Source organism: Actinoplanes sp. NPDC051861 (assembly GCF_040681145.1).
In the GTDB taxonomy this organism is placed as follows: Bacteria; Actinomycetota; Actinomycetes; order Mycobacteriales; family Micromonosporaceae; genus Actinoplanes.
The window spans coordinates 45,833-61,759 of record NZ_JBFAYE010000020.1 but is presented as its reverse complement, the minus strand read 5'-3'; the positions used below and the strand labels follow the sequence as shown (position 1 = coordinate 61,759).

At 71.0% G+C, this 15,927-nt stretch carries 9 protein-coding genes; 6 read left to right on the top strand and 3 right to left on the bottom strand.

All coding sequences use genetic code 11. From position 1 onward, the window contains the following. The first annotated feature begins 74 nt into the window (after positions 1-74). The 3 genes from AB0M02_RS36060 to AB0M02_RS36050 all read left to right on the top strand — a co-directional run bounded on the left by AB0M02_RS36060 (position 75) and on the right by AB0M02_RS36050 (position 6,795). Entirely contained in the window at positions 75-1,640 is a 1,566-nt protein-coding gene (locus AB0M02_RS36060; protein ID WP_364235396.1) for an AraC family transcriptional regulator, read from the top strand. Then, a complete protein-coding gene (locus AB0M02_RS36055; protein WP_364235394.1) occupies positions 1,637-5,002 on the top strand; it encodes a TIR domain-containing protein in 3,366 nt (1,121 codons plus the stop codon). The genes AB0M02_RS36060 and AB0M02_RS36055 overlap by 4 nt, the downstream gene beginning before the upstream one ends. 182 nt (positions 5,003-5,184) lie before the next feature. Continuing rightward, a complete protein-coding gene (locus AB0M02_RS36050) occupies positions 5,185-6,795 on the top strand; it encodes a lysyl oxidase family protein (RefSeq protein ID WP_364235392.1) in 1,611 nt (536 codons plus the stop codon). Positions 6,796-6,858: 63 nt separating this feature from the next. On the opposite strand, the gene AB0M02_RS36045 is transcribed toward AB0M02_RS36050, so the two are convergent. After that, a complete protein-coding gene (locus AB0M02_RS36045; RefSeq protein WP_364235390.1) occupies positions 6,859-10,053 on the bottom strand; it encodes a VCBS repeat-containing protein in 3,195 nt (1,064 codons plus the stop codon). 234 nt (positions 10,054-10,287) lie between these two features. Here AB0M02_RS36045 and AB0M02_RS36040 point away from each other — a divergent pair, with 234 nt between their 5' ends. Next, the gene (locus AB0M02_RS36040; protein ID WP_364235388.1) at positions 10,288-11,109 is read left to right on the top strand and encodes a helix-turn-helix transcriptional regulator; all 822 of its coding nucleotides are present in this window, start codon (positions 10,288-10,290) and stop codon (positions 11,107-11,109) included. Positions 11,110-11,129: 20 nt separating this feature from the next. Here the strand turns inward: AB0M02_RS36040 and AB0M02_RS36035 are convergent, their stop codons facing one another. After that, the gene (locus AB0M02_RS36035; protein WP_364235387.1) at positions 11,130-11,336 is read right to left on the bottom strand and encodes a DUF397 domain-containing protein; all 207 of its coding nucleotides are present in this window, start codon (positions 11,334-11,336) and stop codon (positions 11,130-11,132) included. 300 nt (positions 11,337-11,636) lie between these two features. Here AB0M02_RS36035 and AB0M02_RS36030 point away from each other — a divergent pair, with 300 nt between their 5' ends. After that, positions 11,637-12,560 (top strand): GGDEF domain-containing protein, encoded by a 924-nt coding sequence (locus AB0M02_RS36030; protein ID WP_364235385.1) that lies wholly within the window; start codon positions 11,637-11,639, stop codon positions 12,558-12,560. A 30-nt stretch (positions 12,561-12,590) separates the two neighbouring features. On the opposite strand, the gene AB0M02_RS36025 is transcribed toward AB0M02_RS36030, so the two are convergent. Beyond that, the gene (locus AB0M02_RS36025; RefSeq protein ID WP_364235384.1) at positions 12,591-13,517 is read right to left on the bottom strand and encodes an NADP-dependent oxidoreductase; all 927 of its coding nucleotides are present in this window, start codon (positions 13,515-13,517) and stop codon (positions 12,591-12,593) included. A 97-nt stretch (positions 13,518-13,614) separates the two neighbouring features. On the opposite strand from AB0M02_RS36025, the gene AB0M02_RS36020 reads away from it, so the two are divergent. Next, positions 13,615-15,927, top strand: a complete 2,313-nt coding sequence (locus AB0M02_RS36020; RefSeq protein WP_364235382.1) for a tetratricopeptide repeat protein — start codon at positions 13,615-13,617, stop codon at positions 15,925-15,927.

The window sequence follows — 15,927 nt, the reverse complement described above, 5'->3', positions numbered from 1 at the left end:
CCTTCAATAGTGTGCGCAGGTCGCCATATAGTTAGGACATGGTGGGTGTTGATCTACCTCCGCCGATTCCTCGAGTGCGGTCGAGCGGTCTGTGGGATCAGAGCGAGCATCTCCTGCTCTGGGTCCGGACCGGCTCGGCGTGCGTCCGGGTGGGGGATCCGGAGTTCCGGCTGGCCGCCGGCGAGGGTGTCTGGATTCCGGCCGACGTCGGAAGCCATTGGACGATCGTCACCGAGCCGGGCACGGTCGCCTTCCCGCTGCTGACGCATCCGAGCATCGCGGCCGAGGCCCTGTCCGAGCCGAGACGGTTCGCGATTCCCGAGGGCTGGCAGGACTGGCTGATCCAGAGCTTCAACTTCATGATCACGCCGCTGACCAGCCACGGATACTCCCAGGACGTGCTCGCCGATCTGCTCCGCCGCCCCGGATCAGGACCTCCGGAACCGGCGTTCGCGGTCGATCCGGTCATGCCGACGGCCGGCGGGGCCCGGGAGGTGGCCGACGAACTGCTGCGGAATCCGGCGCTCGACCTCACCATCGCTGAATGGGCGGAACGGGTGCTGTCCAGCCCGCGCACCCTGCTCCGCGACTTCCGCGCTGACACCGGGCTGACCTTCGAGCAGTGGCGGCTGCGATGCCGGTTGAACGCCGCTGCCGAGTACCTCGCTGCCGGATACGGCGCCGGTCAGATCGCGGCCCGCGTGGGTTTCGCCACTCAGAACGGTTTCACCCGCGCGTTCAAGCAGCAGTTCCGGCAGACCCCGCACGAGTTCGGCCGGGACCGCTCCGCCCGGCCGGTCGCGAATGTGCTGACCCAACGCGCGGCGGCGGCCCGCCAGGCCGACGACCTGATGCGGATCATGGGGGCGGAGAACGCCCCCGCGGTGCCTGACATGTTGCCCGCGGCCCGCACGCCGTCGCACACGAACAACGTCCACGTGCTCGTCTGGACGTATCGCGGCAGCGGGTACCTGGACATCGGCGAGCATCGCTATGAGCAGCCGCGAGGCGTCGCGACCTGGATCCCCGCGGGCTCCGAGCACACCATGGGTGTCCGCGAGAACTCGATCTCGCTGCCGCTCGGGAACGCCGGAACCGGGGACCTGCAGCTGACCGAGCCGCTGCAGGCCCAGTTCTCGCCCGCCTGGGACGACTACCTGATGTTCTGCTCCATCAGTGCCCGCACCCCGGTGCGCCCGGACGACTACGACCCCAGCCACATCCTCGATCTCTTCGCCGACCAGGTCGCCGCACAGCGAGCGCTGTCGGTACCGATGCCGGCCGACGCCCGGGCACGGCGAGCGGCCATGGACTACCTGCGCGGCATCGGTACCTCCGGCGGCCCGAAGTTCGACCTGCCCGCCGACACCCACCGGGCCTTCCGCGAACAGACCGGTATGAGCTTCGCCCGCTGGCGCTACGCCGCCCGCATGCGGATAGCCCGCGGCCTGCTCGCCGGCGGCGCCAAACCCAGCGCTGTCGCCCGCCGGGTCGGCTACGCCCACCTGCCGACCTTCAGCGCCGCCTTCACCCGCTTCCACGGCCTCTCGCCACGGGACTACGTATCTGATTCCGCCGATGGCCCTCGGCGTGCACAATCGGTCGGCGTTGACAACCGACGACAGGGATCCGGGGCATGAGCTTCAACGGCTTCATCTCGTACAGCCACGCCGCGGACGGCAAGCTGGCGCCGGCGGTCCAGCGTGGGCTGCACCGGCTCGCGAAGCCCTGGCATCGCCGCCGGGCATTGTGGATCTTCCGGGACCAGACCGGCCTGTCGGTGACGCCCGGGCTGTGGTCGTCGATCCAGAAGGCGCTGGACGGTTCCGAGTGGTTCGTGCTGCTCGCCTCCCCGGCGGCGGCCCGGTCGGCGTGGGTGAACCGGGAGATCGAGTACTGGATCGCGACGAAACCGGCCGGCCGGATCCTGCCGGTGGTGACCGACGGTGAGTGGCGGTGGGACGCGGATCGCGGTGACCTGTCCGCGGACTCGACGGCCGTTCCGGACGCGCTGCGCGGCGTGTTCGCCGAGGAGCCGCTCTTCCTCGACCTGCGCTGGGCGCACGACGACCGGAAGCTGAATCTGCGCGACTCCCGCTTCCGGGACGCCATCGCGGAACTGGCCGCGCCCATGCACGGGGTCAGCAAGGACGAGCTGGAGAGCGAGGATCTCCGGCAGCACCGGCAGGGCCGCCGGCTGCGCCGGGTGGCGGTGGCGGCCGTCGCCCTGCTGACCGTGGTGGCGTCCGGGACCGCCGTGCTCGCGGACCACAACGCCGACCGGGCCACGGCCGCGGCGGTGGAGGCTCAGCGCCAGCAGCAGGACGCCTCACACCAGCGCGGCGAGGCGGAGCGGTACGCCGAACAGGCCCGCCGCCAGGAGGAGAACGCCCGGGTGCAGGCGGAGAACGCGCACACGCAGGAGGCGCGGGCACGCGCCGCCACCACCGAACGCAAGCAGCAGGAGGAGCGCGCCCGGGAACAGCAGGACGCGGCGCAGCGGGCGGCGGCCGAAGCGGAACGGCAGGAGAAGGCCGCACGCCGTCAGCAGGAGCTGGCGAAACGCGCTCAGGAACTGGCGCGGCAGCAGGAGGCGGTGGCCCGCGAGCAACGCGAGCTGGCGCTCCGTTCGTCGCGGGAGGCGACAAGCCAGCGGATCATCGCGGAGCAGCAGCAACGTCTCGCCGAGGAGGCCGCCGCGGAGACCGAACGGCAGCGGCGCAACGCCCAGCAGCAGCAGCGGATGGCTGAGGAGGCCGCGGCGGAGGCCCTGCGGCAGAAGGCCATCGCCGGGGAGGCGGCGGAGGAGGCTCTCCGGCAGAAGGCTGTCGCCGAGCAGAACGAGCGGAAGGCCGAGGTCGCCGCCGAGGAGGCCCGCCGCCAGGAGGCCAACGCCGAGGAACAGAAGAGGGTCACCACCGGGCGGCGCCTGATCAACCAGGCGAAGACGACGATCGACACCGACCCGGTGACGGCGTTGCGGCTGGGCATCGCCGCACAGCGGATCCAGCCGGGCACCGAGGCCCGCACGGAGCTGGCCGGAATCGTCACCTCCGCCCGCCGGGCCGGCACCGTGAGCGACGCCTGGTACGCCGCGTACGGGCCGGGCGACGTCATCGCCGTCGTCGAGTCCGATTTCCTGGCCGGGTTGTGGAGCGTTGCCGACCGGGCCAACCCGGTCCGGCTCGCCCCGCTCGACGGCTTTCTCTTCACCGCCCAGCCCGTCTTCAGCCGGGACGGCCGGTTACTCGTGATCTCCGGCGGCTATGAGCTCGCGCCGCACCTCTTCGACGTGTCCGATCCGGCCCATCCAGTGCTGCTCGCCACCGTGCCCGTGGAGATGGGTAAGTGGACCACTCTCAGCCCGGACGGGCGGATGCTCGGCGTCGTCGACTTCGACGGCGCGTGGTCCCTGTGGGACGTGGCCGACCCCGCCCGTCCCACCCTGCTCACCCGGCAGGCCAAGGGTTATCCGGCGCCGCTGGGGTTCAGCCCGGACGGCCGCAGCGTGGTGACCGCCGGCGCGCCCGGAACCGTCTGGGACATCACCGATCGAACCCGCCCCACCGAGGTGGGCACGCTGCCCGGCCGCTGGGCGCGGGTCGCCGTCCACCCGGTCCGGCCCCTGCTGGCCACCAACGACGAGGAGGGGAACCTGGCGTTCTGGCGCCTGGACGACCCGGCGAAACCGCGGCGGGACGGCACGGCGCAGGCTCGGTCCCACACCGTGGCGTTCAGCCCGGACGGCCGGACGATGGCCGGCAGCGACGACACCGGGACGGCGCGGCTCTGGGACCTGACCGACACACCGGTCCCCATGTTCGAGCTCAACGACCACGGCGGTTCCCCGAGTTCGTTGTCGTTCAGCTCGGACGGCCGGACGCTGGCCACGGTCGGCAGCCTCCGTACGCTGAGCCTGTGGAACGCCACGGCACACGGTGAGCCGACGGCCGTCGGCGAGGCGGACGGGACCACCGGACGGACCGTGACGGCGGCCCTCACCCCGGACGGGCGGCGGCTGACCACCGTGCAGGCCGACGGCACGGCGACGGTGTGGGACGTCGCGGACCGGGCCCGCCCGGTCGAGCGCGCCACCGTACGCGTCCGCGACGGGGCCGCCGGGATGGCGGCCGTCAGCCCGTCCGGCGGCCTGATCGCCGTGGGCGGATTGACGGACGGCGCGCGGGTGACGCTCACCGACGTCAGCGACCCGAGCGCGCCGAGAACAGCCGGTGGGGTGCCCGGCGGGGAACCGGACGGGCGGTTGACGTTCAGCCCGGACGGGCGCACGCTCGCGGTCGACATCGGGGCGTACACCATCATGCTCTGGGACGTCACCGACCCGTACCGGCCCGATCCGGTGTCCATCCTGGACGGCGAGGGCTGGGTCGAGGCCATCACCTACAGCCCGGACGGGAACACGGTCGCGGTGGGCGAAGGGCGGTCGGTCGTTCTCTGGGACGTGACCGACCGGTCGGAGCCGGTGCGGCGCACGACGCTCAAGGGACACTCCGACGCCGTACTGGCGGCGGCGTTCAGCCCGGACGGGCGCACGCTGGCGACCGGCAGCGCCGACCGGACGGCGGCGGTCTGGGACCTCACCGGCCGGGCTCGCCGGAAGGCGATCCTGACCGGCACCAAGGCCGCGGTGTGGTCGGTGGCGTTCGGGCCGGACGGGCGGACGCTGACCACCGGGTCCGAGGACGGCTCGGTGGCGTTCTGGGACGTGGGGGAGCAGTCCGGGCCGGTCCGGATGACGTCGATGCGGCGCGCCTCACTGGGGTCGAAGACGTTGCTGCCGCATCCGGACGGGCGGACGCTGACGGCTGGCGGAGGGGAGACCGGTGGCCGGCGCGCTGTGCTGTGGGACTACTCGTCGTTGATCGCGCTGCGGGACGAGCCCGCGACGGTCGCCTGCGGGGCGGCGGGCGGCGGTTTCACGGCGGACGAGTGGGCCGCGTACATCCCGGAGGTGCCGTACCAGCCGACCTGCCCGCATTAGCGGCGGGGTGGACACAATGGACATCGATGGGGTGAAATGTCGGAGGCGCGACGAGGACTACGGGGGAATCGCGATGCCGCATCCGCATGACCTCACCGGGGGAACTGATCGTTGTCTTGACGCGACAGATCCGACTCGTTGCGACCCGACAACTCGGTTCCACTGTTCGGGGAGGATCTCGTATGACCAGCACCGCCCGCTCCAGGCGCCGATGGCGTCCGTTCGTCGCGCTCGCCATGGGCGCCTGCCTTGTCGCCACCGGCACAGCGGCGGCCAAGGCCGACACCACGCCGCCGCCACCACTGAGTCTGGTCACGACGGCGACCGACGTCACCCTCACCAGGTACGTGTACGAGTTCGGCTCCTTCTTCCTGGACCCGAACATCGGTGTGTACCTCATCGCCGGCAAGGATCCGTTCGAGATCGAGGTGAAGCGCAAGTCGTATGCCGACCCGATCGTCGCCCAGCAGGTGGTGACCAAGAACGGTAAGAAGTCCAAGGTCACCCTGCCCGCGGGTATGGTCACCGACTTCGGCGGTCTCCAGGACTTCACGACCGTCACCATGGCGGACGCGGACGGCACGGCCGTGATCTCCGGCAGCCAGGACTTCTGCCCCAACACCTATGAGTCCAGCCGGGCCCGGCCGGACGCGCCGGACACCACCCCGTACCCGGTGGACTGCTTCAACAGCAACCCCTTCCAGATCGGCAACGTCTGGGGCATCCAGAGCGGATGGACGGCCGCCATCGCGCCGAGCGAGCTGGAGGGGCTGCCGGACGGCACCTACCAGGCCAGCGTCGACATCGCCCCGAGGTACCGCGACTACTTCAAGATCGCAGGCGCCGGGACGAACCTCACGATCAAGATCGAGAGCGTGTACGAGGGTGAGCTCTCCGCGGCGGATCGCGCCCGCGTCTCCTCGTCGGATCGCGCGAAGGCGAAGGTCGAGGCCGCCCAGCCCGCCGCCGCCGGCCACGATCACGCCACCGAGGGCGATGCCGCCCAGCAGGTCTCGGCGTACTCGCCCGATCTGCGACCCGCGGCCCGCCGCCCGGAGACGGTGGCCAGCCGGGCGGCTCTGCCCAAGGGGCCCCGCCCCGACCTGCGCTCGTTGCCTGCCTGGGGCATCAGCATGTTCGACGGCGCGGACCTCGGCAGCACCCCGGGCCGTCAGTACGTCGTCTTCGGCGCCACCGTTTGGAACGCCGGCACCTCGCCGCTGGTCGTCGACGGCTTCCGCCGCACCGGCACCGACCTGATGGACGCGTACCAGTACTTCTACGACGCGAAGGGCAAGCAGGTCGGCTCGATGAACGCGGGCACCATGGAGTGGGACAGGCGGGAGGGCCACCTGCACTGGCACTTCACCGACTTCGCCCAGTACAACCTGCTCACGGCGGACCAGACGGAGGCCGTGCGCAGCGGCAAGGAGGCCTTCTGCCTGGTCAACACGGACGCGGTCGACTACACGATTGCGAACGCCAAGGTCCGGCCGACCAACACGGATCTCTCCAGCTCATGCGGCGCCAACACCGCCGTCGCCGTCCGTGAGGTGCTCGACATCGGCAACGGCGACACGTACACGCAGTTCCTGCCCGGCCAGTCGTTCGACGTCACCGACCTGCCGAACGGCACCTACTACATCGAGGTCAAGGCCAACCCGTCGGATCGGCTGGCAGAGCTCAGCACGACCAACAACACCTCCCTGCGCGAGGTGATCCTGAGCGGCTCCGGCGAAGACCGGAAGCTCGAGGTGCCGGCGGTCCACGGGCTGGACGGCCCGACCCGATAACCGCACCGCTGGGACGGGCCCGGGTCAGACGGCTGACTGACCCGGGCCCGGAACCCCGGCTGATCAGTCCGCGTGACCCCAGTCCAGGACCCCGGACACGACGCTGGTGGCGAACCCGCTGCCGGTGGAGGCGGAGCAGGACAACCGGGTGTCGGTGACGCTGCCGCCGACCCGGCGGCAGTAGTCGGCCCGGCCGTCGCCGTTGACGTCCGCCCAGCCCCGGCCGACGTGGAAGCCCCAGTCGACGGTCGTCACCGAGTTGACCTCGGCGCCGAAGCCGGTGCCGGTCGACAGCAGGCAGGACACGAACGAGTCGGTGTGGTTGGCGGTACCGCGGACGCGGCAGAAGTCCGCCTTTCCGTCACCGTTCACGTCGTTCCAGGTGCGGCTGCCGGGCTGGCCCCAGTCCGCCAGGCCGGAGACGAACGTCGGGCCGAAACCGGTGCCCGTCGAGGGCGTGCACGCCATCCTCGGCTCGGCCATGGAACCGACACGGCGGCAGTAGTCGGCCTTCCTGTCGCCGTTGACGTCCGCCCACACCCGGTCGGAGCCGAACCCCCAGTCGGTCGCCTGGGACACGTACGTCGCCCCGAAGCCGCCGCCGGTGGAGACGGTGCAGGACACGTACGCCGAGGTGTGGTTGACCGTGCCGACGACCCGGCAGAAGTCCGCCTTTCCGTCGCCGTTGAAGTCGGTGAACGCCCGCCCGGCGGCGGCGCCCCAGTCCAGGTTGGACGAGTTGACGTCGGCGCCGAAACCAGTTCCGGTCGAGGGGGTGCAGGACACGAACCCGTCGGTGTGGTTGGTGGTTCCGCGCACCCGGCAGTAGTCCGCCCTGCCGTCGCCGGTGACGTCCGCCCAGGCCCGGCCGACGGAGTGCCCGGCGTCGAGCTTCGCGGAGACGATGGCGGAGCCGAAGCCGGTGCCGGTGGACGGCGTGCAGGCCGCGTACGCGTTGGCACGGTTGTCGGCACCGCCGATCCGGCAGTAGTCGGCCCTCCCGTCCCCGTTGATGTCGGCCCACTGCCGCCCGGTGAGGTATCCCCAGTCCATGACGCCGGACGTGATCGTCGCGCCGTAGCCGGTGCCGGTCGACAGCGTGCAGGAGACCCTGCTGTCCTGCTGGTTGACCGTGCCGACGCGGCGGCAGTAGTCCGCCTTGCCGTCACCGTCGGCGTCGGCCCAGGTCAGCGCCGCCGGCCCGTACTCGCGGATCCCCGCCAACTGCTTGTCCAGCACCATGGGCAGGCTGGACGAACACGCCGGCGACTCGGGGCAGCTCGCCGCCCGTTCGACGTTGCCCTGCAGCGCCCGGTAGAGCACCCCGGCCTCGTTGACCATGAGGGTGCCGTCCGAGGGCGTGAGTGGCATGGCGGTGTAGGCGCGGCTCGGGATCCGCTGGACCCGCTCGGACCATTTCGGGCCGATGACCGCGGTGGCGTCCGCGCCGCTGCCGAACGGGACGCGTGCGCCGCCGACGACCTGTGCGACCGCCGTCAAGGTGCCGCCCGCCTTGCCCTGCACCAGGGTCTTCCCCGCCGGCGCGGTCGGCAGTGCCTGATATGCGCGTGGTGGCACCGCGCGTACGTGCAGGGCCCATTCGGCGCCGTAGCCGACGTCGACGACCTCCTGCGGGTTGGCGAAGGGGACCACGGCACCGCCGACGATCTTGGCGACCGGGGTGCTGCCGTTGATGCCCTGGATCAGGGTGCCGTCGGCCGGTACGTCCGCACGGAGCTCGTTGAACGCCCGGATCGGGATGATCTGGACCTTGCTCGGCCAGTCCGTGCCGTAGCCGGCGTCGATGACCTCCTGCGGGCTGCCGAAGTTGATCCGCGCTCCGCCGACCATGGTCGCCACCGGCGTCGACGCACCTCCGCCGGCGCCCTGGATCAGGGTGTTGTCGGTGGGCACCCGGGCCCTCGCGTTGAAGAACCGGGCCGGGACAGCGCGAACCTTGCTCGCCCAGTTCGTGCCGTGCCCGGAATCGATGACCTCCTGCGGGCTGGCGAACGGGATGATCGCCTTGCCGGCGAGCGCGGCCACCGCGGTGGAGACACCACCGGCCACGCCCTGGATCAGCGTGCCGTTGGCCGGGTCGAACCCCAGCGTGTGATAGCTGTTGCCGCTGATCGCGGTCACCTTCCGCCCCCAGTCGGTGCCGTGACCGGTCTCGATGACCTCCTGCTCGTTCGCGAACGGCACCAGCGCACCACCCAGCGTCGCGGCGACCGGCAGATCGGTGCCGTTCGACACCGCCTGCACCAGGTTTCCGTCCGCGGGCAGCCGGTTCATGTGCTCCCGGGCATCGATCGACCAGTCGGACACCTTCACCGGTGTGCCGCAGTTGACCGGGGCGGCGCACGAGTCCTGCCAGAGCGGTGCGCCACCGACGAAGAGGTACACCCTGCCGCGCTGGTCGATCGCCGACGAACCGTTGCGCGGCGTGGCCGGACCGGCGTTGATCACGCTCTGGTTCGTCGGCCGAGACTGCGGCTCACAGATCCCGTTGTCGCAGGTCGCCTGCCACACCGGCGCCCCACCCACCATCTTGTATATCCGTTTCGTATCCGTCGTCGCCAGCACCGTGCCGTCGGCCACGGTTCGCACGTCCGTCACCGGCTGCGGCCCCGGCGGCGTGGGCGGCGTCGTGCCGCCGGTGCCCGGTCCCTGGCCCGAACGGATGACGCCGACCCCGCACTCCTCCTCGAGCGTCATGTTGTCGTGCACCTTGCATCTGCCCCAGGACGTGGGCACCCGAGCCACGGACGCCGAAATCCCGCAGTAACCGCTGCCGTCGGTCTTGTTCCACTTGGTGATCACTTTGACGAAACGGTGCAGGATGTACGGGGTCATCGTCACGAACTCACCAGGGACGGTACGCACGACCTCGCTGTCCGACTCCGCCTGGACCACCGAGATCTGCGACTGATACACGCCACCCAGCTCGAGAACCTTCCCGAGATCCAGCGAACCCTCGACCGTGATCGAAGCCGACCGAGTCGTCGACCAGTTCACGGCGTACGTCTGCTCGGTAGCAATCGTTCTGTGTCCATATCGCCGCCGGACCAGATCAGGCGCCGCCTCCAACTCCGTCTCGGCCCACGACAGCACGATGTTCTCCTGCTGCGCGTTGAAACACGGATCCCGATACCAGTCGTCGGCCGCCGCCGGCGCGGGCCCGATCACCACTCCCACGGCCGACACCAGCACGGCCATGGCCATCAGCATGAGCAGTGGCCGCCCGCGTCTGTCCATGAAACTGAAATTCCCTGACATTGAAATATCCCAATCTTGTGGCGATTTGCCAGGGAGGATAGGGACGCTCGCTTACATTTCTCTTGCGTGACGCTGGCGCAGGAACGCGGGGGTGCGGCCCGGCTCCATAACACGTTCGGTGCGCAACGACGGGTCGCCTGTTGACAGCGCGGCGTTGCGGGTACGGTAGTCGGCGTCACCGTCCACATGGGTTCGGCAAGGCGGAGGTAAGGCGTGCCGGTCACAGGCCAACGCGTCGTGCGGCGAGCGTTGGGGCGGCGGTTGACTCGGCTGCGCATGGCGTCCGGCATGAGCCGGCGAGACGTGGTGGAAGCGCGCCTGGGCATCTCGGAGCCGACGCTGCACCGCATCGAGACGGGCAAGGTGCCGGTCACCGGGGCGAACGTCCGCGCGCTCTGCTGGCTCTACGGTGCGGACCAGAGCATCACCGACGCGCTTGCCGATCTCGCGCTGGGCACGTCACAGCAGGAGTGGTGGGACGCCAGCCCGGTCATCCCCGAGTGGTTCAAGCTTTATGTCGGGCTCGAGGCGTCCGCATCCCGCATGTTCGGGTACGAGGCCGAGGTCATTCCCGGCGAGCTGCAGACCCCGGATTACGCGCGAGCCGTCTTCGGCGCCCAGCAGCCGGTCGACACGGAGGTCGCCGAGCGCCACATCAACCTCCGCATGCAGCGGCAGAAGACGCTGTTTCTTCGCAACCCACCGATTCGCCTCGTGACGGTTCTCGGTGAGGAGACATTGACGCGGCCGGTCGGCGGCGAACAGGTGATGAAAGGGCAGATCGAGCACCTGCGGCGGCTGTCCCGAGAGGAAACGGTCGACATCCGGGTGCTGCCGTTCTCGGTCGGGGCGCACGCGGCGATGGCCGGTGCCTTCCGGATCCTGGAGTTCGACGATCCGGACGACCCCGACGTGGTCTACCTCGAATCCCACGTCGGTGCGCTCTATTTGGAGGAGCAGGCCGAGATCGACGAATACCGGCGGATCTTCGACCTCATCAGCAAGGACTCAGTACCCGTCGGAGAGTTCCGGTAACACCTGAACGGCCGGCGTGATCAGTCGGTCAGGAGCTCGTCGAACTCGCCGCGCTTGGCGCCGAACAGGAACGAGTCCCACTCCTCGATCGTGAACACCACGGTGCCGGCCTCGCGTGCCTTGCTGTTGCGGACCTCGATGAGGCCGTCCTGGCGGCGGGCCTCGACGCAACTGCCTCCGTTGCCTGCCGACCTGCTGGAGATGATCCAGCCAGTTTCGCTACTCATCAGTGCTCCTCCCCGTGGAGCGCTCACTGTGGGTAATCGATCTGCCACCGATTGATGGGCCGAGTGTGGCCCTCAAATCCCGCCCGACGTGCAGAATCGCAATCTCATGTCCAAGGGCGGCTCTTTCACCACGAAAGTGCACGTACATACGGTAGCCGAAACCCGCCTTCGATGCATCATGTCATCGCGACAGTTGTCTCCGTGAAATCTTGCACGGGCCTTGGTCGACTGTCATGATTCCACTGTGGCGCCAGGCGATCCCTCGCCGCTGGTCCACCGCAGGTTTTGAGAGGACGGCCGATGCGGATCCTCGATCCCGCCGCCGCCGACACGGGCGGTGTACTGCAAGATGACGCCCAGCGGGGGACCGAGTCCGAAACCGCCCGCCTCCAGGCTCGCATCGATCAGCTCGCGGCCCACGTCCAGCAGCTGGAGCAGGAGCGAGCCTCGCTGCGATGGCTGGCCAGCCACGACGAGCTCACCGGACTCGCCAACCGCCGCCTCTTCCACGCGCTCGCCCCGGAGGTGCTGCGCGGCGACGATTGCGCGTCGGCCGTCCTGATCCTCGACCTCAACGGTTTCAAGCCGATCAACGACACCTACGGGCACGATGCTGGCGACGAGGTCCTCTGCATGGTCGCCCGGCGCATGGCTGACTGTCTCGGCGACCATCTGGTGGCCAGGTTCGGCGGTGACGAGTTCGCCGCGCTGCCGCGCGCGCCGCGCGCCGACGTCCCGGAGGCGTGGTGGCACGAGGTGGCCGGCTCGCTGAGCGCTGCGATCGCGCCGCCGATGCAGGTGCGGGGCCACACCCTTTCCGTCACCGCCTCGATCGGCGTCGTGCCGGCCGGGCGCCCCGCCGAACTTCCCGATCTGCTGCGCCGCGCGGACCAGGCGATGTTCAGCGCCAAGCGGCACGCGAACACCACCGACAGGACCGGTATCACCTGGGTCGTGGCTACCGAGAGCGGGGAACACATCGAGACGTACGAGCCGGCTCCGCAGAAACTGCCCGCGTACCGGCCGGGCGACCGGGTGTGGGTGCACCGGAGCAGCACCCGCCGTGCGGGAGTCGTCGAGAGCGCCTGCGAGTGGGCGGCGCTGGTCCGTTACCGGTGCCTGGACGGTGCCGGCACGGCGGTCGACACGATCCCCACGGACTGTCTCACGACTCGGGCGGACGCCGATCCGTACCTGGACCGGAAGTCCTCAGCCTCCCTGTGACGGCGTGAGCTGCCGGTCGGCACACCTTCGTCAGCCCACCGTCAGCACGAGCTTTCCGCGCAGCCCACCTGCCAGCACCCGCCGGTGGGCGTCGGCCGCTTCGGTCAACGGCATCGTGACCGCCACGCGCGTACGCAAGCGCCCGGCCGCCACCTGCCCCACCAGGTCGGCCAGCAGCTCTCGGTCGAGCCGGATGAGTTGCAGTTCCTGGCGCACGCCACGTGCCGGAACGAAGTCCGGCGTGGGCCGGGTAACGACCACGACTCCCCGGTCCTCGACGGTATCGGCCGCCGCCTGGCCGACGGGGACCGCGTCGAACACCGCGCCGACCGGTCCGACCGTGGACAGACCGGCGGAACGGGAGACCACCTCGTGAGCGCCGAGATCGCGTACCCATTGCTCGTCGCCGTCGCTCGCCTGGGCCACGACGCGGTAGCCGCCCTGAAGGGCGAGCTGGGCGGCGAAGCCTCCGACACCGCCGCTGGCGCCGGTGACCAGAATGCTGCTGCCGGCCGGCAGCATGGCCAGTGACACCAGTGACAGCCCCTGGTGTGCGGTCTGGGCGTTGAGCGGCACCGTGGCCGCGGACACGAAGTCGAGCTCGTCCGGCAGCCGCACCAGCCAGTCCGCGTCGGCGGCCACGAACTCGGCATAGCCACCGGGTGTGCCCCGCGTCAAATACCACGGGATCATCCCGACGACACGATCACCCACCCCGAAATCCGCCGAGTCGGGGCCGACCGAGGCCACCTCGCCGGCGATGTCCCACCCGGGCGAGAACGGTGGCGGAACCGGCCCGCGAGGAATTTCTCCGGTGGTGGCGGCGATGTCGGCCGGGTGCACACAGACCGCGCGGATCCGGACCACCACCTGCCCGGGCCCCGCCTCGGGCTCGGGCAGCTCGGTCACCTGCAACACCTCAGGCCCGCCAAGCGCGGCCGCGACGACTCCCAGCACGCGTCCACTCTAGACCGTCGCCCGCCAGATCTTGTAGGGGCTCGGATCACGTGCTCGCGTAACCCGGCAGACATCGACGTACAACTATGCTTGCCCGGTGTCCGAGCTGTCCCGGCGAGAGATCGCCGATGTGACGACCGTCGCCGCCCTGGCCGCTGTGCTGCGCCGGCTCCGCCGCCGGGAGGCCCGCCGGGAAGGAGCGAGCCCGCTCACCTACCGTGAGCTCGCCGCCAAGACCGGCTGGTCGCACGGCATCATCGGCGAGTACCTGGCGGGACGGGTGCTGCCACCCACCGATCGTTTCGACGTGCTGATCCGGTTGCTCGGCGCGACCCCGGCCGAGCAGGGCCTGCTGGCCACCGCCCGCGACCTGGTCGAGGAGCGCCGTCGCCCGGGCGCCGGCCGGGTGCTCGGGCAGCTGCCGCCGGCCCTGCCGGATTTCACCGGCCGGGCCGGGCCGCTGGCCGAGCTCGACCGGCTGATCGATCCGGACGGCCGCGATGCGGCGCCGGTGGTCACCGTCTGGGGCACGGCCGGCGTCGGCAAGACCGCGCTGGCGCTGTACTGGGCGCATCGGGCGGCCGCGCGGTTCCGCGACGGCCAGCTCTATCTCAACCTGCGCGGTTACGATCCGGCGGGCGTGCCGGTCTCGCGGGACGACGCGGTGCGCGCGGTGCTGGACGCGCTCGGCGTGCCGCCGCACCAGATGCCGCCGACAGCGCCGGCCCAGGCCGCGCTCTACCGGAGCCTGCTCGTCGAGCGCCGCCTGCTGCTGGTGCTCGACAACGCCCGTGACGCGAGCCAGGTGCGGCCGCTGCTTCCCGGCGGCGGTTCCTGCCGCACGCTGATCACCAGCCGCGACCGGCTGGCCGGGCTGGTCAGCCTCGACGGTGCCCGGCCGATCAAACTCGACCTGCTCACGGCCGGCGAGTCCCGGGAGCTCCTCGCCGCCCGGCTCGGCGCCGCCCGGCTGGCCGCCGAGCCGGGGGCCGCCGACGCGATGGTGGCGTCCTGCTCGCGTCTGCCGCTGGCGCTGGCGATCGTCGCCGCCCGGGCCGCCCTCAACCCGGAGTTCACGCTGGGCGCACTGGCCGGTGAGCTGTGCGCGGCACGCGGCGGGCTGGAGCCGTTCAGCGGCGCCGAACAGCGCTCCGACGTCCGTACCGTGTTCTCCTGGTCGTACCGATCGCTCAGCCCGCCCGCGGCCCGGCTGTTCCGGCTGCTGGCCCTGCACCCCGGCCCGGAGGTCAGCGGTGCCGCGGCCGGGAGCCTTGCCGGGTTGCCGTCGGCCGAGGTGCGCCCGGCGCTGCGGGAGCTCACCGATGCCTCCCTGACCGCCGAATCAGCACCGGACCGCTATTCGTGCCACGACCTGCTGCGGGCCTATGCCGCCGAGTTGGCCGGCGCCGAAGACACCGCCGCCGGCCGGCGTGCGGCGATCGGCCGGCTCCTCGACCACTACCTGTGCACCGCGCACGCCGCGGACCTGCGACTCGACGAGCACCGCGACCCGATCCCGGTCTCGCCGGCCGCCGCCGGGGTGACGTCCGAGCCGATCGCCGGCCATGAGGCCGCGCTCGCCTGGTTCGACACCGAGGTGCCGGTGCTGGTCGGGGCGGTCTCGCTGGCCGCGGCCGAGGACTTCGGCAGGCACGCGTGCCGGTTGGCCCGGACCCTGGCGCACTTCCTGGAACGCCGCGGGCACTGGCCGCGATGGGTGGCGGTGCAGCAGGTCGCGTTGCCGGCCGCGCGGCGCCTCGGCGACCCGGCGGAGGAGGCGCCGGTCCACCGCGGTCTGGGCCGGGTCAGCGTGCACCTCGGCCGTCCCAGCGAGGCGGTCGCCCATCTGACCGTGGCCCGCGACCTGTACCGCGCGGCCGGTGACCTCTCCGGGCAGGGCCGGATCGAGTTCGACCTGACCTGGGTCGCCGCGCGGCAGGACCGGCACGACGACGCGCTGTCCCACAGCGAGGAGTCGTTGCGCCTGTTCACCGCCGCGGGCAACCGGTCCGGCCGGGGCCGGGCGTACAACAGCATCGGCTGGTCGCTGACCCTGCTCGACCGGCACGTGGAGGCGGTGGAGTTCTGCCGCCGGGCCCTCGAGGTGCTTCAGGAGATCGGCGACCGCTTCGGCGCCGCCAACGCCTGGGACAGCCTCGGGCAGGCGCAGCACATGCTCGGCCGGTACGACGAGGCTGCCGAGTCCTACCTGCGAGCGCGTGCGCTGTGGCACGCGCTCGGCCATCGGTACCAGGAGGCGGACTCGCTGGTGCGGCTCGGCGACACACTCGCGGCAGGCGAGAACCTCGGCGCCGCCGAGCGTACGTGGGAACAGGCGCTGGAGATGCTCGATCAGCTCGACCACCCGGACGCCGGCCCGGTGCGAGCCAGGCTCGGCCGGGCCGGCTGA

Excerpts from the sequence above, each read along its gene's own strand:
- AB0M02_RS36055 (WP_364235394.1), top strand. The coding sequence starts at position 1,637 with ATGAGCTTCAACGGCTTCATCTCGTACAGCCACGCCGCGGACGGCAAG.
- AB0M02_RS36050 (WP_364235392.1), top strand. The coding sequence starts at position 5,185 with ATGACCAGCACCGCCCGCTCCAGGCGCCGATGGCGTCCGTTCGTCGCG.
- AB0M02_RS36045 (WP_364235390.1), bottom strand. The coding sequence starts at position 10,053 with ATGGACAGACGCGGGCGGCCACTGCTCATGCTGATGGCCATGGCCGTG.
- AB0M02_RS36035 (WP_364235387.1), bottom strand. The coding sequence starts at position 11,336 with ATGAGTAGCGAAACTGGCTGGATCATCTCCAGCAGGTCGGCAGGCAAC.
- AB0M02_RS36030 (WP_364235385.1), top strand. The coding sequence starts at position 11,637 with ATGCGGATCCTCGATCCCGCCGCCGCCGACACGGGCGGTGTACTGCAA.